This window comes from Allopusillimonas soli (assembly GCF_004153445.1).
Classification (GTDB): Bacteria; Pseudomonadota; Gammaproteobacteria; order Burkholderiales; family Burkholderiaceae_B; genus Allopusillimonas; species Allopusillimonas soli.
Window position 1 is genome coordinate 221629 of record NZ_SDQC01000004.1, and the last position, 20037, is coordinate 241665.

At 60.3% G+C, this 20037-nt stretch carries 23 protein-coding genes and 1 tRNA gene; 3 read left to right on the forward strand and 21 right to left on the reverse strand.

Features of this window, described 5'->3' with window-relative positions; translation table 11 throughout:
* The 7 genes from ERD78_RS13855 to ERD78_RS13885 form a co-directional block, all read right to left on the reverse strand.
* Positions 1-873 (reverse strand): ABC transporter permease, encoded by an 873-nt coding sequence (locus tag ERD78_RS13855; protein WP_245152478.1) that lies wholly within the window; start codon positions 871-873, stop codon positions 1-3.
* Positions 870-1931, reverse strand: coding sequence for an ABC transporter ATP-binding protein (locus ERD78_RS13860; RefSeq protein ID WP_129969912.1), 1062 nt, complete (start codon positions 1929-1931; stop codon positions 870-872). Before ERD78_RS13860 ends, ERD78_RS13855 begins: the two co-directional genes overlap by 4 nt.
* 2 nt (positions 1932-1933) lie before the next feature.
* Positions 1934-2806 (reverse strand): ABC transporter permease, encoded by an 873-nt coding sequence (locus tag ERD78_RS13865; protein ID WP_129969913.1) that lies wholly within the window; start codon positions 2804-2806, stop codon positions 1934-1936.
* Between the two features lie 177 nt (positions 2807-2983).
* Entirely contained in the window at positions 2984-3403 is a 420-nt protein-coding gene (locus ERD78_RS13870) for a type II toxin-antitoxin system VapC family toxin (protein WP_129969914.1), read from the reverse strand.
* Positions 3400-3648 (reverse strand): AbrB/MazE/SpoVT family DNA-binding domain-containing protein, encoded by a 249-nt coding sequence (locus ERD78_RS13875; protein WP_129969915.1) that lies wholly within the window; start codon positions 3646-3648, stop codon positions 3400-3402. Before ERD78_RS13875 ends, ERD78_RS13870 begins: the two co-directional genes overlap by 4 nt.
* A 193-nt stretch (positions 3649-3841) precedes the next feature.
* Positions 3842-3917 (reverse strand) — tRNA-Thr (locus ERD78_RS13880).
* Positions 3918-3996: 79 nt separating this feature from the next.
* The gene (locus ERD78_RS13885) at positions 3997-4641 is read right to left on the reverse strand and encodes a flavin reductase family protein (protein WP_129969916.1); all 645 of its coding nucleotides are present in this window, start codon (positions 4639-4641) and stop codon (positions 3997-3999) included.
* A gap of 184 nt (positions 4642-4825) precedes the next feature.
* On the opposite strand from ERD78_RS13885, the gene ERD78_RS13890 reads away from it, so the two are divergent.
* Positions 4826-5593 carry an HpcH/HpaI aldolase family protein gene (locus tag ERD78_RS13890; protein WP_129969917.1) on the forward strand — a complete coding sequence of 256 codons (768 nt, stop codon included), beginning with the start codon at positions 4826-4828 and terminating at the stop codon, positions 5591-5593.
* 69 nt (positions 5594-5662) lie between these two features.
* On the opposite strand, the gene ERD78_RS13895 is transcribed toward ERD78_RS13890, so the two are convergent.
* The 10 genes from ERD78_RS13895 to petA all read right to left on the reverse strand — a co-directional run bounded on the left by ERD78_RS13895 (position 5663) and on the right by petA (position 15641).
* Positions 5663-6811, reverse strand: a complete 1149-nt coding sequence (locus ERD78_RS13895) for an amino acid ABC transporter permease (protein WP_129969918.1) — start codon at positions 6809-6811, stop codon at positions 5663-5665.
* The gene (locus tag ERD78_RS13900; RefSeq protein WP_129969919.1) at positions 6808-7965 is read right to left on the reverse strand and encodes an amino acid ABC transporter permease; all 1158 of its coding nucleotides are present in this window, start codon (positions 7963-7965) and stop codon (positions 6808-6810) included. The genes ERD78_RS13895 and ERD78_RS13900 overlap by 4 nt, the downstream gene beginning before the upstream one ends.
* Position 7966: 1 nt before the next feature.
* The gene (locus tag ERD78_RS13905) at positions 7967-9010 is read right to left on the reverse strand and encodes an amino acid ABC transporter substrate-binding protein (protein WP_129969920.1); all 1044 of its coding nucleotides are present in this window, start codon (positions 9008-9010) and stop codon (positions 7967-7969) included.
* 39 nt (positions 9011-9049) lie between these two features.
* Positions 9050-10381 (reverse strand): serine hydroxymethyltransferase, encoded by a 1332-nt coding sequence (locus ERD78_RS13910; protein WP_129969921.1) that lies wholly within the window; start codon positions 10379-10381, stop codon positions 9050-9052.
* A 107-nt stretch (positions 10382-10488) separates the two neighbouring features.
* Positions 10489-11400 carry a LysR family transcriptional regulator gene (locus ERD78_RS13915; protein ID WP_129969922.1) on the reverse strand — a complete coding sequence of 304 codons (912 nt, stop codon included), beginning with the start codon at positions 11398-11400 and terminating at the stop codon, positions 10489-10491.
* 33 nt (positions 11401-11433) lie between these two features.
* Entirely contained in the window at positions 11434-11898 is a 465-nt protein-coding gene (locus tag ERD78_RS13920) for a ClpXP protease specificity-enhancing factor (protein ID WP_129969923.1), read from the reverse strand.
* A 6-nt stretch (positions 11899-11904) separates the two neighbouring features.
* Positions 11905-12513 (reverse strand): glutathione S-transferase N-terminal domain-containing protein, encoded by a 609-nt coding sequence (locus ERD78_RS13925; protein ID WP_129969924.1) that lies wholly within the window; start codon positions 12511-12513, stop codon positions 11905-11907.
* A gap of 148 nt (positions 12514-12661) precedes the next feature.
* Complete coding sequence (locus ERD78_RS13930; protein ID WP_129969925.1) at positions 12662-13510, reverse strand: cytochrome c1; 849 nt, start codon at positions 13508-13510, stop codon at positions 12662-12664.
* A gap of 26 nt (positions 13511-13536) precedes the next feature.
* A complete protein-coding gene (locus ERD78_RS13935; protein WP_129969926.1) occupies positions 13537-14925 on the reverse strand; it encodes a cytochrome b in 1389 nt (462 codons plus the stop codon).
* 77 nt (positions 14926-15002) lie between these two features.
* A complete protein-coding gene (gene petA, locus ERD78_RS13940; RefSeq protein WP_129969927.1) occupies positions 15003-15641 on the reverse strand; it encodes a ubiquinol-cytochrome c reductase iron-sulfur subunit in 639 nt (212 codons plus the stop codon).
* Positions 15642-15776: 135 nt separating this feature from the next.
* Between petA and mscL the strand changes: the two genes are divergently transcribed.
* Positions 15777-16238: a large conductance mechanosensitive channel protein MscL gene (gene mscL / locus ERD78_RS13945; protein ID WP_129969928.1), complete on the forward strand. Its 462-nt coding sequence runs from the start codon at positions 15777-15779 to the stop codon at positions 16236-16238.
* A gap of 39 nt (positions 16239-16277) precedes the next feature.
* On the opposite strand, the gene ERD78_RS13950 is transcribed toward mscL, so the two are convergent.
* A complete protein-coding gene (locus tag ERD78_RS13950) occupies positions 16278-17054 on the reverse strand; it encodes a Nif3-like dinuclear metal center hexameric protein (protein WP_129969929.1) in 777 nt (258 codons plus the stop codon).
* A 16-nt stretch (positions 17055-17070) separates the two neighbouring features.
* Here ERD78_RS13950 and ERD78_RS13955 point away from each other — a divergent pair, with 16 nt between their 5' ends.
* On the forward strand, positions 17071-18234 hold the full coding sequence (locus tag ERD78_RS13955) for a S1C family serine protease (RefSeq protein ID WP_129969930.1): 1164 nt from the start codon (positions 17071-17073) through the stop codon (positions 18232-18234).
* Between the two features lie 127 nt (positions 18235-18361).
* Here ERD78_RS13955 and tatC read toward each other — a convergent pair whose 3' ends face one another.
* The 3 genes from tatC to tatA are packed head-to-tail and all read right to left on the reverse strand — an operon-like array spanning position 18362 to position 20027.
* Positions 18362-19144, reverse strand: coding sequence for a twin-arginine translocase subunit TatC (gene tatC / locus ERD78_RS13960; protein WP_371734597.1), 783 nt, complete (start codon positions 19142-19144; stop codon positions 18362-18364).
* Positions 19141-19737, reverse strand: a complete 597-nt coding sequence (tatB, locus tag ERD78_RS13965; RefSeq protein WP_129969932.1) for a Sec-independent protein translocase protein TatB — start codon at positions 19735-19737, stop codon at positions 19141-19143. The genes tatC and tatB overlap by 4 nt, the downstream gene beginning before the upstream one ends.
* A gap of 50 nt (positions 19738-19787) precedes the next feature.
* Positions 19788-20027, reverse strand: a complete 240-nt coding sequence (gene tatA, locus ERD78_RS13970) for a Sec-independent protein translocase subunit TatA (protein ID WP_129969933.1) — start codon at positions 20025-20027, stop codon at positions 19788-19790.
* Positions 20028-20037: the final 10 nt, after the last annotated feature.

Consider the following 20037-nt stretch of genomic DNA (forward strand, 5'->3'; position numbering starts at 1 on the left):
TCACGCAACCATCGTTTTCACATAGCGACGATGAATAATCCAATTGGAAAGCAAGGCCATGGCGAGCGTGGCCACGACCAGTATCAAGGCCAGGGTGGCACCAAATGGCCAGTTGTACGCTTTCGCTATCTGGTCGTAAAGCGCGGGCGCCATCATGGTGATGCCGGTGCCGCCGAGCAGCACCGGCGTGGCGTAGGCATTCATGCACAGGATGAACACCAGCAGCGTTCCGGCCGCAACGCCTGGCGTGGCGATTGGCAGCACGATGCGCCAGAAAGTGGTGAAAAAGCCCGCCCCCAGGTTCTGGGCGGCTTCCTCGACCGAGAAGTCTATGCCCTCAAGCACACTTTGCAGCGTCAGTATCATGTAGGGCATGACCACGCCCGTTGTCCCGACAATGACGGCCATCGGCGTGTACATGAGCTGCAGCGGCTGGTCGATGATCCCCAGCCATTTCAGTGTGTAGTTGATGAACCCCGCATTGCCAAGCACCACCATCCAGCCTGCGGCGCGAACCACACTGCCCACCATGAGCGGAAACACAAGCAGAATGATGAACAGGCTCTTGTAGCGGCTTTGCGACTTCGCCAGAAAATAAGCTACGGGAAAGCCCAGCACCAAAGAAAGAACGGTGCACACGACGGCCACATACACTGTGCTCAGGAATACTTCCCGATAGTACGGATCGTGGATGAAGCTTCGGTAATTTTCGAGCGTGAATCCCTCCACCATCACCGATGCTTCGAAGTGATTGAAGCTGTAGCGAAACAGCATCAATATGGGCACCATCATGACGCACAGCACGATCAGCGAAGCGGGAAACGCGAGGCTGGCGCCGAGACGGCTATTGCGGTCCGAGGCCTGCGAGTTCACGCTGCTTCCCCCTGGAAGGCCATGCAGTCGTCAGGCCTGAAGCATGCATGCACACGCCGCCCTGTGGCCAGCGACGGCTGCGCGGACGCTGCACTGTTGGGCATCTGGCAGGATACGGTTTCTCCTGTATCCAGGCGAATCCGGATGTCGATGACGGCGCCGAGGTAGACGATATTGCTGATCTCGCCGGGCAAGGCATTGGCCGTTGCCGGATCGCTGGACAGCGCGATGCGCTCGGGCCGCACGCCCACCTGCGTGGTGGAGGGACGTGCGGTGTCGACGGTCAAGGCGTGTCCTTTATCGGTCACGAAGCGGCCGTCGTCAACCGTCTTGCCCTGGAAGAAATTCATCTTCCCGAGAAAGTCGGCAACGAAGAGGTTGGCGGGATTTTCATAGAGCGCTTCCGGCGTGCCAACTTGTTGCACCTTGCCGTCATACATGATGGCCATGCGGTCGGATATGGCCAGTGCCTCCTCCTGGTCGTGGGTCACAAAAATGGTTGTCAGGCCCAACTCGCGCTGCAGGGTGCGTATTTCCTCGCGCACCTCGGTGCGCAGCTTGGCATCGAGATTGGACAGCGGCTCGTCAAGAAGAAAGACCTTGGGTTGTATGGCCAGGGCGCGCGCAATGGCGACCCGTTGCTGCTGCCCGCCCGACAGTTGACGCGGGTAGCGGTCCTTGAAGGATTCCATGCGCACCATGGCAAGCGCATCGCCAATTCGCTTGTCCCGCTCGCTTGCGGGCACCTTGTGCATTTCCAGGCCAAACGAGACATTCTGGCCGACCGTCATATGCGGAAAGAGCGCGTAGCGCTGGAAGACCATGCCGGTATTGCGCTTGTGCACCGGGAGGTCGGTGACATCATCGTCGCCGATGACAATCGAGCCTGCCGAGGGGGATATAAAGCCCGCAATCATGCGCAGTGTGGTCGTCTTGCCGCAACCGCTCGGGCCGAGGAATGCGACCAGCTCGCCATCCTCGATATCGAGGGAAAAATCCGACACGGCGACGGATGAGCCGAATTGTTTCTTGAGCCTGTCGAGAGACACTTTCGCCATTCTTAGACCACCTGACTGAGTTTTACGAAACGGTCTGTTATCAGCATGAGCACGCCAAGCAGAAAAATCTGTATGGAGGACACGGCCGCAATCGTTGGATCCAGCGTGAATTCCAGATACTGCAGGATGGCGATCGGAAGCGTGGTTCGCCCCGGCCCAACGAGAGACAGCGACAGTTCGAGGTTTTCGAATGAAACAATGAAACTGAACAGCGACGCGGCGACAATGGCCGGCCGCAGCATGGGAAGCGTGATGCGAAGAAAGGCGCGCGTACCGCTGGCCCCCAGATTGCGGGCCGCCTCTTCTATGGAAGGGTCCAGTCCCTCCATGCTTGCCGACACCAAACGCACCGTCCAGGGAATGGTGAGGCAGACATGGGCAATCGCCAGGCCGCCGAATGTGCCCACCACATCCATATCAAGGAAGTTTTCAACCTGCAGGTAGGCAAGATAAATGGCAACACCCGCCACAATGCCCGGAATGAGCAGTGGAGAGAGAAGCAGGGTATTGACTGATTTATGTCCGCGAAAGGCGTAGCGCCGTATGCCCAGCGCCGCCAGCACGCCCAGCACAACCCCGATGAGCGCGGCCACGATGGCCACCTGCATGCTTGTAATGAAGCCGCTGAGAAAGGCGGAATCGGTGGCGGCCTTGTGATACCAGCCCAGGGTGTAGCCGGAGGGAGGAAAATAGAGAATGGCGCCTTTGAAGAAACTGAGCCACACCACAAAAATAAGCGGGCACAGCATGAAGAGATACATCAGCACGACGAATGCGCGATGGCACCACCGCAGCCATGGCAAACGAAAGCGACGCCGGGCCTGCGCGCCGCCACCGTGTTTTGATAACGGTAAGGCGGGACTATTCAAAGGCATTCCTTTTTCGTCTGCGACAGTTTGCCGGCCCCATTTATCTTGGAGCGTAGCAACCGGGATAGTCGATAAGGTGATACCTAATACTAAATAGGTTGTACTTTTGGTCGCAATAGGGGTTTGTGCTATTGATCGGCGGGGCGGCCGCTCATTATCCCGACATGAGCGCGCTGGTAAAAATCATGGTCCATGCTGCGCCATGGGAATGATTGCCGCACCCGGCAGCCGTGCTGCATTTTGATCGAACGTGGCCAGGGTGCGTGCATGTTGTACTGCATTGGCAATATGCACGCAATCAGCAAAATCGGCCCCGGGTTGATTGCGCCATAGCCTGAGGGCCTCTTCCAGTACGGCAGGCTCTTGTGCAAGGAATTCGTGTGTCTCCAGGATCGCGTTGAAGGCCCGCTGGATCTCCGCCGGCAAAAGCTTGTAGCGGCTGCGCAGCACCCATTCCGTCTCGAGTAGCACACCTGTCGAAATCAGAACCGGTGCGCCGTCTTCCACAGCAGCTTGTACGATCTTCACCGCTGCGGCACACTGGGTCTCGTCGTCGCGAGTCAGCAATCGGATGAGTACGTTTGTATCTATGGCGATGCTCATGGAGCGGCGTCATCGGTTGGCAGGTCGACCGTCATGTCCTTGAGCGGCACAGGTGCTCTGCCAGGCTTATGCAGCAGCCCGGCCAAGTCTGTCACATGCCGCAGTTTGGGCCGCACAACCAGGGTCCCATCGCTGAGCAGGGAGAAGGTGATCTTGTCGCCGGGCTTCAGGCCCATGCGCTGCCGTATTTCCTTCGGCACGGTCACTTGTCCCTTTGATGTCAGGGTAGTGGCATCGGTCATCATGGCCCTCCAACGCGTAGGTATTACGATATTAAATATCGTAATACATTGGCGCCTTAGGATCAATCTGGCAAAGTCCTGAACTTTCCCTCATGAGGCGCTTTGCCTTCAACTTTTTCCTGGCTGGGTCGTGGGAGAAAATGCCCCAAAAAGCAAAACGCCACCCAGATAGGGTGGCGTAATTGCTTGATTCTGTTGGTGCCGGTTAACGGATTCGAACTGTTGACCTTCGCATTACAAGTGCGCTGCTCTACCAACTGAGCTAAACCGGCGAAAACGATAATTCTACAAGAAATTCCGGCTTCGGGTGGGATCGCAAGGCAATGACACTCGACTGCTGCGTCAGCTCGCTCAGGATTGGTTTCCGTGGGATGGCACCCCGCCCGATACAGGCAGCGCATTGTGAGGCGTCATAGTGATGATCTTGCCCAATGCGGCGTAATTCGGGCCGCCAAGGCGGCAAACCGGATCAAGTTCGGCGGCATCTATCTTGTTATCGCTGCCAAGGCCTTTGCGAACATGCAGCATGACGATCTCTCCGACAAAGAACTCTGCGCCGAGATCTCCGAATGGAATGACTTGGCGGAGCCGGCACTCCATGCTGATGGGCGCGGCGTTCAGGCGCGGGGCCGCGACCTCAAGGCCAGGCTGCGTATCCAGGCCAAGCAGATCGATCTCGCTGACATCGGCAGGGTGCTCTGCTGCACTGAAATGCATGGGCTTTAGCAGAGAGGTGTCGGCTACATTGACCACGAACTCCTGCTGCGACAGGATGTTGACGGCCGTATCTTTTCGTTCATGGTGCCTATTGCGGCCGATGTTCACGCCGAGAAGAGGCGGTTTTGTTGAGACGACGGTGTAGCAGCTAAAGGGCGCGAGGTTGGGTACGCCGGAAGCCGAGATGGTGCTGATCCAGGCAACTGGCCGAGGCACGACCGTGCCCATAAGCAGCTTGTAGGTGTCCGCTGCGGACAGCGTGTGAGGCGATATCTGCATGAGGCAATCCTGGGAATCCGGACATACCGGCAATAGTTGTACACACGAACACTATACTGAAATCAGGCATTGGCGCGATACGCGGACGCCAACGGTGCTACCATCGTTGATAAATACTTTACACGTCTGAAAGAGTGCCGCGATGCATGGATTATCAATGGACTGACGAGGAGAGTCCGACAGCATGAGCAACGTACCCACCAACAAATTCAAGCGCGCACTGGCGCAAGGCAAGCAGCAGCTAGGCTTGTGGACATCTCTGGCCAATCCATACACCACCGAGATCGTGGCCCGAGCGGGCTTCGACTGGCTGCTCCTGGATACGGAACATGCCCCCAACGACCTGCGTTCCGTGCTGGCACAACTGCAGGCCGTTGCCGCCTTTCCCGTTACCGCGGTGGTGCGCCCCACCTGGAATGATCCCTTGCAGCAGAAGCGTTATCTCGATATTGGGGCGCAGTCGCTGCTCATCCCCTATGTACAGAACGCCGAGGAGGCCGCGCGGGCGGTGGCGGGTACTCGCTATCCGCCGCTGGGTATCCGGGGCGTGGGCGGTACGACGCGCGCCAGCGCTTTCGGCGCCAATCGTGAATACATGCGTCAATGCGAAGACGAGCTCTGTCTGCTGGTTCAGGTCGAGACGCAGACGGGCCTCGACAATCTCGACGAAATTCTGAAGGTTGACGGCCTGGACGGCGTATTCATCGGGCCGGCGGACCTCTCCACCAGCATGGGGCATCCCGGAGAATTGGGGCATCCCGAGGTGCAGTCGGCCATTCAAGATGCCATCAAGCGCATACGCGCGGCCGGCAAGGCGCCGGGCATTCTTACTGTCGACGAGGCCCAGGCGCGCCGCTACATGGAATGGGGTACGCTGTTCACAGCGATAGGCATGGATATCGCGTTGCTGGCGCGTGGCGCGGAGCAGCTGGCTGCCCGCTACCGCGGCTGACCGGAGCAGCTTTCCCTGCATCACGAACGGCCCGTGCGCTCGTTCCGGGATGGCGGGCCGTATTCTCTTTCAGGCGCTTGCGGCGCGGCCTTTCTGTTCGACCACGCGGGCACTCCACGATAGCACCATGGCGATCAGCAAGTAGACGGCAAACATGAAGACGTACACCTCGTAGAGTTGGTCCGAGTGCTGCGGGTTGGACAGCACGACTTGGCCAGCCCGCACGAATTCGGTCAGCCCGATGATGAACAGCAACGGCACGTTGTTGAATATGTCCAGAACGTTACCGACGAGGCCGGGTAACACCGTGCGTATTGCCTGCGGCAGGATCACATGGCGCAGGGTCTGAGCAGTCGTCATGCCCAGCGACCACGACGCGCCCCATTGCCCCGCCGGTATCCCTTGCAGCCCGCCGCGCACGTATTCGGCCACATAGGCTGCGTAGAACAGCACGAAGCCCGCTGTGCCGCGTACCACATCGTTGATGCGGATATCGGCGGGCAGCACGAGCGGCACCACCATCCAGGCCCAGAATAGAATGGAGATCAGCGGCAGCGATCGCACCAGCTCGATGTAGCCGCTGCAGACCATGCGCACGCCCGGCAACCGGCTGGTACGGCCCAATGCCAGCAATACTCCCAGCGGAAAGCTGCCCAGGGCGGCCACCACCGTAACGAGAGTGCCCAGGAGCAGGCCGCCCACGGCCCGGCCGGTGCCTGGAATCAATATCTGCCACATCACGATCGTGCCCGCCACCCAGGCGAGCACCAACCATCGCGCTGTCACCAGCCGGGCTCCTGCCCAGCCCAGCAGCAGCGCGGCAAACAACAGGAGGGGCAGCGCAAGCGGCGTATCCAGGGCCAGCCGAAGCATGGACTCCGCGGAGAGCAGGACAAGCGCCGCGCCGAGCGCCCAGTGCCATCCTCGGCCATCAAAGAGCCGGGCAAGGCTGAGTCCCACCAGTGCAAGAAACAGGTAGCTGGCGGCCCATGCCCGCCAGATCTGCGCGCGATCCAGACCGCCGGCCATCAGGAAGCGCAGGCTTTCACCGATGACGCGCCAATCGGCCTGCGTAAACGCCCAGCGCCCGAAGGACCATGCCAGCCAGATGACGATGGCCAGCGTGCACAGCGATAGTGCGCCATCCAGCCAAGTTGGGAACAGGCGCTGTGCAAGCCGTGCGCTCAGGCCGTCCCGCGGCGCGGCATGGACATTCATCGCTGCCCCCGCGCCAGCAGCCGCCGGTTATACATATTCATGAAGAGACTGATGAGCCAATTGATGAGCAGGTAGGCCACCATGACGAACAGAATGCCTTCCATGCTGCGACCGGTCTGGTTCGCAACAGTGCCGTAGATATTGAAAAGGTCTGGAAAGCCGATGGCGATGGCCAGCGAGGTATTCTTCGCCAGATTCAGGTACTGGTTGACCAGCGGCGGGATCAGCATTCGAAAGGCCTGGGGAAGGATGACATAGCGCATGGCCTGGCCGCGCTTCAGGCCCAGGGCATGGGCCGCCATCCATTGCCTGCCCGACACGGCCTCGATGCTGCCGCGCACGACTTCGGCGATGAAGGCGGCGGTGTATACGACGAGCGCCAGCAGGATGGCGGCGAACTCAGGCGTGAAGGCCAGTCCGCCGCTGGCCCGGAAACGCGATGCCACTGGCATGTCCAACTGCAGCGGCGAGCCCTTCCAGGCCATGGTGGCGATCCAGGCCGCGATAAGTGCGCCGAGCAGGATGCCGCGCCGGGCGGGACGGCCTCTTGTGACCAGAACAATAGCGCCGGCCAGGATCAAGCTGGCAAGCACCAGCCATTCGCCGCCGGGCCAGGCGGACTGCGGCGACGGAAAATAAATACCCTGCTGGCTGGCAATGACGCCATACAGATGCGCGGCTTCCCGCATGGGCGGCAGACGCAGCACCACGGCAAAATACCAGAAAAACAACTGTATGAGCAGCGGCGTGTTGCGTATGAGCTCGACGAAAGCCAGCGAGAACCGGCTTACCGCCCAATTGCGCGATACGCGGCCGGCACCCACCACGAGGCCCAGCATCGTGCTGAGGATGATGCCGACGAGGGCGACTTTGAGAGTGTTGTACAGGCCCAGCAATAACGCCTGTAGATTGCTGTCTCCCGACTCGTACGGAACCAGGGCCACACCGTCCGTCCAGTCCAGCGTTAGGCCCTCGGTCAGGTGCAGCCCGGATTTCTGCCACAGGAAATCGAAGCTGACGCCGATGTTGTGCGCCGCCAGGCCGCTGTAGATGCCATAGGCCAGGCCGGCCACGAGCGCGACAGCCCCCAGCACGACCAGCGCCTGCAACAGATGGTCGGCCAGGGAAAGGCGCGAAGTGCCGCCGCGCTGCATCTTAGCGGAACGGTGGCGAATACATCAGGCCGCCGCGCGTCCACAGGTCGTTCTGACTACCGTCGCGGGCAATGCCGTACGGCGTATCGGGCCCGATGTTGCGGTCATAGATTTCACCGTAGTTGCCAACGGCCTTGATGACTGTCTTGGCAAAGTCCGGCGCGAGACCCAGGCTTTTGCCCACGTCGCCGTTCACACCCAGGAATCGTTGGATATCCGGATTCTGGCTTTTCGTCATTTCGTCCGCATTCTTGGCGGTAATCCCGAACTCCTCCGCCTGGACCAGTGCATATGCGATCCAGGTGAGCGCGGTGCGCCATTGATTGTCATCCTGACGCACGAAACCGGCAAGCGGCTCCTTGGAGATGGTTTCGGCCAGGACATCGAAATCGTCGGGATTGGGCGCGTTGCCTTTCCATCCCACCAGCGCGGACTTGTCTGTGGTCATAGCATTACAGCGGCCCGTATTGAGGGCGGCAAACAGCTTGTCCAGATCCTGGTAGGTCAGCACCTGTGTTGCGGGGTCCCATTTGTGACCCTTGATATAGTCGGCCCACACAGCTTCCGTGGTGGAGCCCTGCGTGGTGCAGATGGTGCCGCCATTCAGGTCGTCGATCTTGCCGATTTTGTCCGCCTTCTTCACCAGTACGCCGGTACCGTCATAGAAATTCACCGGCAGGAACGCCGCGCCGACCACGGTAGCACGTGTCGCGGTGATGGTCGTATGGAAAAAAACGACATCTACTTCGCCATTTTGCAAGGCATTGAAGCGGTTCTTGTCGGTGAGCGCCACCATCTTGACCTTGGATGGGTCGCCCAGCACGCCGGCTGCCACGGCATGGCAATAATCCACGTCGAAGCCTTCGAGTTTGCCTGTCTTGGGATTCAGATAGCCGAAGCCGGGTTTAGTGTTGTCGGTGCCGCAGATCAGTTGCCCGCGCTTGACGACCGTGTCCAGTTTCGAGGACTGCGCGTGCGCCGGCATGACGGCCAACCCTCCGACCAGGATGCCTGCAGCGCCCGCCTTGATGATATGGGTATGCATGATGTCTCCTCCTTGGCGGGGCGAGCCCGCGGTTCTGTTTCAACTTCGTATAAAGTGCAGCTCCGTAAAGTTATGGCGCCAGGCGCTGACATCGCGGGCTATGGCGGCCAGCGCACCGTCCCCGTCGGCATTCAGCCCGGCCGCGATATAGCCTGCGAGTCTGGGCATGTCCTCGGGACGCATGCCGAAGCGCACGATCTCGGGCGTGCCCAGCCTCAGCCCGTTGACGTCACCGTCGACGGGGGCAACAGGCAGGCCGATGCCGCAGCTCAGGATATTGGCCTGGCGCAGCTTGCGCGCTGCAGCCTGTCCACCGCCGTATCGGGCCGCTTCGACGGCGAATTGATGGGAGCGGGTAAAACCCTGCTCCGCGGCGAAGACCGGCACGCCACATTCATACAGCGACTCTGCCAGCGCCTTGGCCGTGGCTGCCATCATGGCCGCATACGAGCGTCCATAGACTCTCCAGTCCAGCAGGCCTATTGCCAGCGCCGCAGTCTTGCCCGCATCGAAATTCGCGGTCAGGCCGGGATACGCGACGCTGTCCAGTTGCCGCGCCAGTTCCGGATCGCTGGTGACGATGAGCCCGCCCGCCGGGCCGCCCAGGCTTTTGTAGGTGCTCATGGTCATCAGATGTGCGCCTTCTTCCAGAGGCTGCTGCCAGGCATGTCCGGCAATCATGCCCGACATATGGGCTGCGTCGAACAGGACCCGCGCGCCCACTTCGTCCGCGATCTGACGTATTTCACGTATGGGATGCGGAAAAAGGTTGAGACTGCCGCCTATGGTGATCAGCGCGGGACGCAGGCGCCGCGCATCCTCCCTCAGGCGGTCGATGTCGACGGTATAGTCCTTCGCATTGATGGGTGCCGGCTCGGTGCGTACGCCATACAGCCCTGCGGCCCCCTGCTTGTGGTGAGTAATGTGGCCGCCTATGGCGGCGGGAGGGGCGATGATGATGTCGCCCGGCTTGCAGATCGCCATGAAGGCGTACAGGTTGGCCAGCGCGCCCGAGCCCACCCGTACCTCTGCATAGCGGGCGCCGAAGACCTCACAGGCCAGTTCGGTTGCAATGACCTCAATTTCTTCAATCGCCTCCAGCCCCATTTCGTACTTATCGCCGGGATAGCCCAGGGATGGGCGCGAACCAAGGCCCTGGCTCAGTGCGGCCTCTGCGCGGGGGTTGACGACATTGGTGGCTGGATTCAGGTTAAAGCAGTCGGTTTCGTGTATCTGCCGGTTGCGTGCGATCAGCTCGCCGATGCGGGTATCAATGTCATCAATGGACGACGCGGCTGCCTTGCTGGCCAAGCCCTCGATATAACGCTCGACGGGTTCTGGTACCCAGGATCGTTGCTGTAGTGCGCTCATTGCCGCGGTTCCCATGTGCGTGGCCGTTGCGGCCATGTTGCGACCATGGTAGGCAGGCAGCTGCCCGTGCTGCAAACGATTTATTCTTCGGGCCAGCCGTAGAAAAACTAGGCCTGGGTGGCCGGCTGCCCGGCCAATGCCTGGAGTCGGGACACCAGGGGCCGGAATTGCGCGGAAGACGGCGCACTGTCGGGCAGCAGGATGCTCAGCTCGTCCGGCGCCGGTACGCGCAGTTCGGACACCGGCACCAGCAGGCCATGCTGTAGCGCATCGTCAATCAGGCTCGATCGCCCCATGAGCACCCCCGCACCGTCTATGGCGGCCTGGCGCGCCATGCTGTAGAGGGAAAATTCGGCGCCGGTGGCCGGCTGCACGCCGGGCACGCGCGCCTCGTCGAGCCAAAGCTGCCAGTAGTTGCGCCAGATGGTGTCGTGCAACAGCCGCAAGCTGCTCCAGTGTTGGCCGTTGGACTGGGCCTGGGCCAGCAGGCGCGGCGCGCATACAGGGAAAAGCTCGTCGCGCCCCAAGCCTATACGAACCATGCCCTCGGGCGCGTCCCTTACATAGAATACCGCCAGATCGTAGGGCTCGCGCCGGAAGTTGGGTGGCTGCTCCATGGCCGTGACGGAGAAATAATGTTCGGGAAATGCTGAGGACAGCGCAGGCAGTCGGGGCGAGAGCCAGAGCAGCGCCACCGAGGGCAGCGCGGCAATGGAAATTTCGGTTGGTGTATTGACCTGCCGCAGGTGGCTGACCGCAGCGCTCAGTTGATCAAAGGCTGCGCTGAGCGGCGGTAATGCCTGTTGGGCCTCGGGCGTCAGCTTGATGCCCTGGGCGCTGCGCTGGAACAGTGGGCAGCCCAGCCAGTCTTCCAGCAGCTTGATCTGCTGCGCAATGGCGCCCGCGGTGACATGGAGCTCCTGCGCTGCCTTGGTAAAGCTCTGGTGGCGCGCCGCCGCTTCGAATGCTTTGAGCGCATTGAGCGAAGGAAATTTCGGGCGGGATGTATAGGCCGGCATGTCGTGATTACATGTGCGAGCCGCGGCCCGCCCCTATTTCACGATCGTCAGCCGCGGTGGCTTGGGATCGTCGGGCCCATCGCTCTCGTGCGCCGGCGAGCGGGTGCCATTGTCGGCGACGACTTTGGGTCCGCCGGCATCCTGCTGCGCGGGCTGGGTCTCGCCAAGTCCCGGATGCGGTTGCGACTCCACGACGTCAAAACCCATGCCTGCGCCCGTTTCGCGCGCGTAAATGGCCGACACGGCGGCTACCGGGACGTAGATCTGCTCGGTGACGCCACCGAAACGTGTCTGGAATTCGATGTACTCGTTACCCAGTGTCAGGCGGTTGGTGGCCAGTGTGCCGATGTTCAGCGTGATCTGGCCGTCCCGGATATGCGCCGGCGGCACAACGGTATTGGCGTCCACCGTGACAACGATGTGGGGCGTATAGCCGTTGTCGGTGCACCATTCGTGCAGCGCGCGTATCAGATAGGGTTTGGTCGAGGACTCTTGCATAATGATCTAGCGACGCATGACCTTTTCCGAAGGTGTCAGCGCCTCGATGTAGGCAGGCCGCGAAAAGATGCGTTCGGCATATTTCTGCAGCGGCGCGGCATTCTTGGGCAGCTCGATGCCGTAGTGATCCAGGCGCCACAGCAACGGCGCAATGGCTACGTCCAGCATGGAGAATTCTTCACCGAGCATGTACTTGTTCTTCAGCAGCAGCGGAGCCAGCTGGGCCAGGCGGTCGCGGACGGCATGGCGTGCCTGATCCTGCGCCTTGGCGTCGGTGCAGCTGCGGTCTTCGAGCACGGACACATGCACGAAGAGCTCCTTCTCGAAGTTATACAGGAAAAGCCGTGTGCGCGCACGCATGACCGGATCGGCCGGCATGAGCTGCGGATGGGGGAAGCGCTCGTCGATGTACTCGTTGATGATGTTGGATTCGTACAAGACCAGATCCCGCTCTACCAGAATGGGCACCTGGCCGTACGGGTTCATGACCGAGATATCTTCCGGTTTGTTGTACAGGTCGATGTCACGGATCTCGAAATCCATGCCTTTTTCAAACAACACGAACCGGCAGCGTTGGGAGAAAGGGCAGGTCGTTCCAGAATAGAGCACCATCATGTCGCGAATTCCAATCGTAGAAGTGGGGGGCGGGCATCAAAAACGCCACGCCGAAAAGGGAAATAGGCGTAATCGACTACGCCTATTTCCAGATCAATAGTTTAAACGTTAAGTGAACTATTGATATTAATTACTATTTATACAGTATTTACTTGACGTGCTTCCAGTAGGAAGCGTTCAGGCGCCAGGCAACGACCAGGAACAAAGCCAGGAAGAGCAGAATCCATACGCCCATTTGCTTGCGCTGCTGCTGCATGGGCTCGGACATCCAATCGAGGAAGTTTGCCAGATCGGCCACGTTGTTGTCGAATACTGCCGCCTGCCGGGCATCGGCTGGCGTCAGCACGGACTTGTTTACGGCCTTGCCTTCGTAATCCTTGAGGGCTTCGGTCTTGATGACGGAGAACCCGTCGGCATCGTACTTGGATACAGTACGTTCCCATGCTTCGCTGCCGTCCTGCTGCTCGACCTTATGGATGACCGTCCGGTCCAGTGTAACTGGTCCCTGCAGCTGCCAGAGAATATTGGGCATGGCGATGTTCGGGAACACCAGGTTGTTCCAGCCGCTGGCCTTGGACGTGTCGCGGTAGAACGAGCGCATGAGGGTGTAGACATAATCGGTGCCCGAGGCGCCCAGATTGTGCGATTTGGCGCGTGCAATGACCGACAGGTCGGGCGGCGTGGTGCCGAACCACTTCTTGGCGTCTTCAGGCCGCATGGCGATATGCATGAGCTCGCCCACTTTGTCAGCCGTGAACAATAGGTTTTTTTCTATCATTTCCTCTGTCAGGCCAATATCGGTGAGCTTGTTGTATCTCATCGAATTGGCGCTGTGACAGCCCATGCAATAGTTCACGAACAGCTTGGCGCCGTTCTGCAGTGACGCCATGTCATTCAGGCGGTCGGGCGCGTGATCCAGGGGGTGGCCGCCTTCGGCCGCCATGGCAACCGTGCAGCTCAATGATAAGGCGATGACGCCGAGCAACTTTTTGATCATGATCTTTCCGTAACGTATGGGTTGCCTTAGTGAGCGTGGAACGTGATGCGTTCAGGAACCGGTTTGAATCTGCCCAGGCGGCTCCATACCGGCATCAGCAGGAAGAAACCCAGATAGATCACGGTGCCGATCTGGCTCAGCATATTGAAAGTCGGATTGGGCGGTTGGGTGCCCAGGAAGCCCAACATCAGGAAGTTGACGATGAAGATGGCGTACAGGTATTTGTGCCAGGTTGGACGGTAGCGTATGGACTTGACCGGAGAGTGGTCGAGCCAGGGCAGGAAGAACAGGATGACCACGGCGCCGCCCATGGCCACGACGCCCCAGAACTTGGCGTCGATGACTTGCAGCAGGAATGCAATGACCAGCAGGATGACCGGCACGGCGAGACGCCATATGCCTCTGAGGTTGCCCTTGATGAATAGCGCGATGGCACCGATCACGGCAAACACGGTGAGCACCACAGTGAAATCCGATGTGGTGGCGCGCAGCATCGAGTAGAAGGGTGTGAAATACCAGACGGGCGCGATATGGGGCGGCGTCTTCAGGGGATCGGCCGGTATGAAGTTGTTGTACTCCAGAAAGTAGCCGCCCATTTCAGGCGCAAAGAAGATGATGGCCGCGAAAACAATGAGGAAGCCGGCAACACCCATGATGTCGTGCACGGTGTAGTACGGATGGAAAGGAATGCCGTCTACAGGGCGGCCGTATCTGTCCTTGGGTCCTTGCTTGATTTCGACGCCGTCCGGGTTGTTCGAACCCACTTCGTGCAGCGCAATGATGTGCGCCACGACCAGGCCGATGAGCACCAGTGGGATGGCGATGACATGGAAGGCAAAGAAGCGGTTCAGCGTGGCATCGGACACGACGTAGTCGCCGCGGATCCAGATGGCCAGATCGGGGCCGATGAAGGGAATGGCCGAGAACAGGTTGACGATGACTTGGGCACCCCAGTAAGACATCTGGCCCCAGGGCAGCAGATAGCCGAAGAATGCCTCGGCCATCAGGCAGAGGAAAATGGCAACGCCAAAAATCCATACCAGCTCGCGCGGCTTGCGGTAGGAGCCGTAGAACAGCCCGCGCAGCATGTGCAGGTAGACCACGACAAAGAACATGGAGGCGCCGGTCGAGTGCATATAGCGGATCAGCCACCCCCAGGGCACTTCGCGCATGATGTACTCGACCGATTCGAAGGCCAGCTTCGCGTCGGGCTTGTAGTTCATGACCAGGAATATGCCGGTGACGATCTGGATGGCCAGCACCAGCATCGCCAGGGATCCGAAGAAATACCAGAAGTTGAAATTCTTGGGCGCGTAGTACTCCGACATGTGCTCCTTGACCATGACGGACAGCGGGAAGCGCCTGTCTATCCACCCCAAAAGTCCTGTCGTATCGACGGTTTTCTCGCCAGCCATGAAACGGCTCCTTTATGTTCTATCTAGGCGTAATACGGTTTTGGCTCGTGTGGCGCGCGGCGAATGCCGCATGCCCATCAGGCCTTTTTCTTGTCCTCGACACCGATGGTGACCTTGGTGCCGTCCTCGGAAAACACATAGGGCGGAACTTCCAGGTTGTCGGGTGCGGGCTTGTTCTTGTAGACGCGTCCGGCCAGATCGAACATGGAGCCGTGGCAGGGGCACAGAAAGCCGCCTTTCCAGTCGGCCGGCAGGCCGGGGCCGCCTGTAAACTCGGGCGTGGGAGAACAGCCCAAGTGTGTACAGATGCCTACACAGATGAACAGATCGGGCTTGCGTGACCGGTATTCGTTTTCAGCGAAATCGGGCGTGAAGCCCGGACGCTCTGAGTGAGGGTCTGCGAGTTCGGGATCCAGCGTCTTGAGGTCGCTGATCTGCTGCTTGGTGCGGTGTAGTATCCAGACCGGCTTGCCACGCCACTCGACGGTCATCATCTGACCGGGAGCAAGGCCGGATACATCGACTTCGACAGGTGCGCCAGCGGCCTTGGCCTTTTCGGAGGGCGCAAAGGAGCTGACGAACGGCACGGCCGTGGCAACCCCGGCAACACCACTCACCGCACAGGCGGTGGTCACCCAGAAACGGCGCGACGGATCCGGTGGGAGGTTGGGATCGACCGCTCCGGAATCGTCGAGCTGTGTCGTAGTCTCACTCATTCTAGTATCCTTTCTGAGCCCGGGCCGGGCAAATGGAGTTCACTATTTTTTGCTGTATGCCATCTATTCAACCGCGTATTATAGCGTTAGCCCGGGTATGGGGCATGTGAAGCACATCATAAGGAAGAAACGACCATGAGCAAAGCCAGCGGTTTCCTGAGCGAGTTTCGCGAGTTCGCCGTCAAGGGCAACATGATAGATCTGGCCGTCGGCGTCATCATCGGCGCTGCCTTTGGGAAAATCATCACCTCACTGGTGAACGACATCATCATGCCTCTCATCAATTTCGTGCTTGGTGGCGAGGTCGATTTCTCCAACAAGTTTCTGCTGCTGCGCATGCCGGAAGGGTACGCCGGGCCGCAAACCTATGATGCACTCAACAAGGCGGGCGCTGTCGTCCTGTCATGGGGCAACTTTCTCACCGTGCTCATCAACTTCATTCTCATGGCCTTTGTGGTGTTCTGCCTCGTCAAGGCAGTGAACGCCTCGCGCAAGCGTTTCGAGCGCGAACAGGCTGCCGAGGAGGCGGCGCCCGCAGCGCCTGCCGAGGATGTCGTCGTGCTGCGCGAAATCCGCGATTTGCTTCAGCGCAAATAACCCTTGTCCGAGGCCGAGGCTGCGGCACGGCGGGGCCGATCAAACCGGATTGTCGATATCCACAAATTCCACCTTGATGCCGAACTGCGCGGCGACGGCGTCGCCCAGGGCCTGTATGCCGTAGCGCTCGGTGGCATGATGGCCGGCGCCGATGAAGCCCGTGCCGGTTTCCCGCGCCAGATGCGTGGTGGGTTCGGAGGCTTCGCCGGTGATATAGACATGTGCCCCGGCGTCGACGGCGGCTTCCATCATGCCTTGCGCCGCCCCGGTGCACCATGCCACCCGGCCTGTTTTTTGTTGTGGATCGCCCACAATCAACGGAACACGTTGTAAGGCCTTGTAAATTTTTTCGCGCAGATCCCCCAGCGTGTTCGCCCCGGGACAGCTGCCCAACCATATCAGTCCCTCGGGACCGCAGGTGACGGGATTGCCGTCGGCATCCCGGTCGGGCTCCAGTCCCAGCACTCGGGCCAGTTGGGCATTGTTCCCTAGTGTGGGATGCGCATCCAGGGGGAGGTGATAACCGAATACATTCAAGTCGCTGCCCAGCGCCGTGGCCAGGCGCTGGCGCCTCGGGCCTCGAACCACGGGGCTTTCGCCTTTCCAGAACCAGCCGTGATGCACCAGCACAGCGTCGGCGCCCCGGCTTATGGCGGTCTCGAGCAGCGCCTGCGAGGCCGTGACGCCCGTGATAATGTGGCCTATCGTTGCCTTGCCTTCCACCTGCAAACCGTTGGGGCAATAATCCCGAAAGCGCTCCGCCTGCAGCGTATTGTCCAGCCAGGTGGCCAGTTGTCGTGTAGAAACCTGATCCATGGGATACTCTCGCCTTATGCGTCGATTGTGGTTGCTGTTTGCACAGACCGTTACGGTCTGTCTTGGTATTTTATTCATCGTGGCCACATTGAGGCCCGAATGGCTGCCGGGCCGCCAACCCGGGCCAGTTGCCACGCCGGCCGCTGCCCAGCCTCCGGCGGCTGCCGCGCCCGGGACGGCGCTGGCGCGGCTGTCATTTGCGGATGCGGTGGCGCAGGCCACGCCCTCGGTGGTCAATGTCTACACACGCAAGCATGTCAACGTGCCATTGCTGCCGCTGCCGCCCAACCCCGAACTTGAGCGGCTGTTCAAGGAAATTCCCGGCTTTAGCCGCCGCCGCGAGTTTACCAACCTGGGTTCGGGCGTCATTGTGCGCGATGATGGCTACATTCTGACCAACTTCCATGTCATCGAGGCTGCGGATTCCATAGAAGTGGCACTGAGCGACGGGCGCGAGGCCAAGGCAACGCTGGTTGGCGCGGATCCTGAAAGCGATCTGGCTGTCCTCAAGATCGATCTGCCCGGGCTGAAGGCCATTGCCTTCAATCAAGGCGCCGTGGCGCGCACAGGCGACATCGTGCTGGCCATCGGCAATCCGTTCGGCGTGGGCCAGACCACCACCATGGGCATCGTGTCGGCCGTGGGCCGCAACCGCCTTGGCATCAATATTTACGAAAACTTCATTCAGACGGATGCGGCCATCAATCCAGGCAATTCTGGCGGCGCGCTCATCGACACCTCCGGCAATCTGGTCGGTATCAATACCGCGATCTATTCCGAAACCGGCGGGTCGCTGGGCATAGGGTTCGCCATTCCCGCACGCACTGCCCACACCATTATGGCGCAGATCATCAAGACGGGAACGGTGACGCGCGGGTGGCTGGGTATCGAGCCGCAGGACATGACGCCAGATCTGGCACGCGCCTTTGGTCTCAAGCAGGATCACGGCGTCATCATTGCCAGCATTCTGCGCGATGGGCCGGCCGCGCGCGCAGGCTTGAGAGTGGGCGATATCGTGTTGGCCATCGAAGGAGAACCGGTGCAGGACTCCATCGGCCTGCTCAATCAGATTGCGCCCCTGGGCCCCGGCAAGACGGCGGCGCTTCTCATATTGCGCGACGGCAAGCAGCGCAAGGTTCAGGTAGAGGTGGGAACGCGTCCGCCCATTCGGCGCCGGTAATACGCAAAGGGGTCTTTCGGCGGCTCCGATGAGCCTGCCGCGCAGTGCTGGCGGGCTCATCCATCTGCCGTGCCTGCATGGCCACCCGGCCACGGCTGATGGGCGGGGCCGCCCTTAAGCCGTCTGCTTATTCCGTTTCTTGCGTGCCGGCGTCATCGGCCGTCTGGCTATCATCGGCCGATTTGCGCTCCAGCAATGAAGCCACGAATATGCCCAGTTCAAACAGCAGACACAGGGGAAGCGCCAGCATGAACTGACTGACGACGTCGGGGGGCGTGATGACCGCGGCAATGATGAATGCACTGACAACCACGTATCCGCGCACAGCACGTAGCTTCTTAACCGACACAATACCGGTCTTGACCAGCAGAATGACGGCCACCGGCACCTCGAATGTGATGCCGAAGGCAACGAACATGGTCATGACGAACCCCAGGTAGGCCTCGATGTCCGGTGCGGGCGTGATGGACTCTGGCGCAAAATGCGCGATGAACTGGAATACGGTGCGGAATACGACGAAATAGCAAAAGGCCATGCCAAGCAGGAACAACAGCGTGCTGGAGGCGATCAGCGGCAAGGCCAGGCGCTGCTCGTGCTTGTATAGCCCCGGCGCGATGAATGCCCAGGCTTGATACAGGACAATGGGCAGCGAAACGATGAAAGACGCCAGGAGCGTGACCTTGATGGGCACCATGAACGGCGTTATCACGCCCGTGGCGATCATCCGCGTGCCCTGGGGCAGCGACGCGAGCATGGGCTGAGCCAGAATGTCGTAGATAGCGGATGGACCGGGGTAGAGAAATAGGATTACGAAGACAGCCAGCACCGCCATGGCGGCGCGCAGCAGGCGCGTGCGTAACTCGACCAGGTGGGAGATGAAGGTGTCCTGGGTGTCGTCCGGCTGTGTCACGATTGCTTCTCTGGTGATGGCTTTGCGGCTGTGCCGGTTTCGAATCCGGGCAGGGGCAGCGAGTCCGGATCGGAGTCGGTGGACGGCGCCGGTTCGGAGCCCGAGTCCGGCGCGCCGGCGTCTGCCTGGGGCGCGAATTCGTCCGGCGTCTCGTAAGAATGGGCCGGCGCCAGCGTGCCCAGCGGGTCGGGTGTAACGTCCGCCGGCGCTGTCTTGGCGGCTGCGTGCTCGTCGTGGGCATCAGACGCGGTTTCCGCATCGCTTTCCGCGGCCTTGGTCAGGCTGTCAATGGAGTCCGATGCGTCCGCCAGTGCCTTGCGCGCCTCATCCATGGGTTCGCGCAAGGATTCGGAGGCATCCTGCATGGACGACTTCACCGACTTGGCAGCCTCCTCCATCTGGCCCTTGAGGCTGTTCAGTTCCTCCAGGTCCATCTCCCGCTGGATATCGCTTTTGACATCGCTGACGTAGCGCTGGGCGCGGCCAACCAGATGGCCGATGGTGCGTGCCACTTTGGGCAGGCGTTCGGGCCCGATGACGATCAGCGCAATTACGCCGATCAGCATTAGCTCGCTGAAACTGACATCAAACATGGTGGGACCGTGCGCCTGATCGGTTAAGGGGAAGACTGGATTTGCGCACGTCAGGCGTCGGTTTTTTCCTTGGCCTGGACGTCGATGGTGTCGTCTGTCTGGGTACGCTGCTGCGTGACGGCTTCGGGGGTTTTCTGGTCCGCTTCCTCGTTGGCATCGCGCATGCCTTTCTTGAAGCCCTTGACGGCGCCGCCAAGGTCCTCGCCCATATTGCGCAACTTCTTGGTGCCGAACACCAGTGCGACAATGACCAGGACAATCAGCCAGTGCCAGATACTGAAACTACCCATGATAAGTCTC

Bases quoted from the DNA above. Each gene is read 5' to 3' on its own strand.
- ERD78_RS13925 (WP_129969924.1), bottom strand. From the start codon at position 12,513: ATGATGGTGCTCTATTCTGGAACGACCTGCCCTTTCTCCCAACGCTGC.
- ERD78_RS13875 (WP_129969915.1), bottom strand. From the start codon at position 3,648: ATGATGACCGATGCCACTACCCTGACATCAAAGGGACAAGTGACCGTG.
- mscL (WP_129969928.1), top strand. From the start codon at position 15,777: ATGAGCAAAGCCAGCGGTTTCCTGAGCGAGTTTCGCGAGTTCGCCGTC.
- ERD78_RS13860 (WP_129969912.1), bottom strand. From the start codon at position 1,931: ATGGCGAAAGTGTCTCTCGACAGGCTCAAGAAACAATTCGGCTCATCC.
- ERD78_RS13935 (WP_129969926.1), bottom strand. From the start codon at position 14,925: ATGGCTGGCGAGAAAACCGTCGATACGACAGGACTTTTGGGGTGGATA.
- ERD78_RS13895 (WP_129969918.1), bottom strand. From the start codon at position 6,811: ATGAATGTCCATGCCGCGCCGCGGGACGGCCTGAGCGCACGGCTTGCA.
- ERD78_RS13890 (WP_129969917.1), top strand. From the start codon at position 4,826: ATGAGCAACGTACCCACCAACAAATTCAAGCGCGCACTGGCGCAAGGC.
- ERD78_RS13910 (WP_129969921.1), bottom strand. From the start codon at position 10,381: ATGAGCGCACTACAGCAACGATCCTGGGTACCAGAACCCGTCGAGCGT.
- ERD78_RS13915 (WP_129969922.1), bottom strand. From the start codon at position 11,400: ATGCCGGCCTATACATCCCGCCCGAAATTTCCTTCGCTCAATGCGCTC.
- ERD78_RS13865 (WP_129969913.1), bottom strand. From the start codon at position 2,806: ATGCCTTTGAATAGTCCCGCCTTACCGTTATCAAAACACGGTGGCGGC.
- ERD78_RS13930 (WP_129969925.1), bottom strand. From the start codon at position 13,510: ATGATCAAAAAGTTGCTCGGCGTCATCGCCTTATCATTGAGCTGCACG.
- ERD78_RS13955 (WP_129969930.1), top strand. From the start codon at position 17,071: ATGCGTCGATTGTGGTTGCTGTTTGCACAGACCGTTACGGTCTGTCTT.
- ERD78_RS13950 (WP_129969929.1), bottom strand. From the start codon at position 17,054: ATGGATCAGGTTTCTACACGACAACTGGCCACCTGGCTGGACAATACG.
- ERD78_RS13900 (WP_129969919.1), bottom strand. From the start codon at position 7,965: ATGCAGCGCGGCGGCACTTCGCGCCTTTCCCTGGCCGACCATCTGTTG.
- ERD78_RS13885 (WP_129969916.1), bottom strand. From the start codon at position 4,641: ATGCAGATATCGCCTCACACGCTGTCCGCAGCGGACACCTACAAGCTG.
- ERD78_RS13870 (WP_129969914.1), bottom strand. From the start codon at position 3,403: ATGAGCATCGCCATAGATACAAACGTACTCATCCGATTGCTGACTCGC.
- tatA (WP_129969933.1), bottom strand. From the start codon at position 20,027: ATGGGTAGTTTCAGTATCTGGCACTGGCTGATTGTCCTGGTCATTGTC.
- ERD78_RS13920 (WP_129969923.1), bottom strand. From the start codon at position 11,898: ATGCAAGAGTCCTCGACCAAACCCTATCTGATACGCGCGCTGCACGAA.
- petA (WP_129969927.1), bottom strand. From the start codon at position 15,641: ATGAGTGAGACTACGACACAGCTCGACGATTCCGGAGCGGTCGATCCC.
- ERD78_RS13905 (WP_129969920.1), bottom strand. From the start codon at position 9,010: ATGCATACCCATATCATCAAGGCGGGCGCTGCAGGCATCCTGGTCGGA.
- tatB (WP_129969932.1), bottom strand. From the start codon at position 19,737: ATGTTTGATGTCAGTTTCAGCGAGCTAATGCTGATCGGCGTAATTGCG.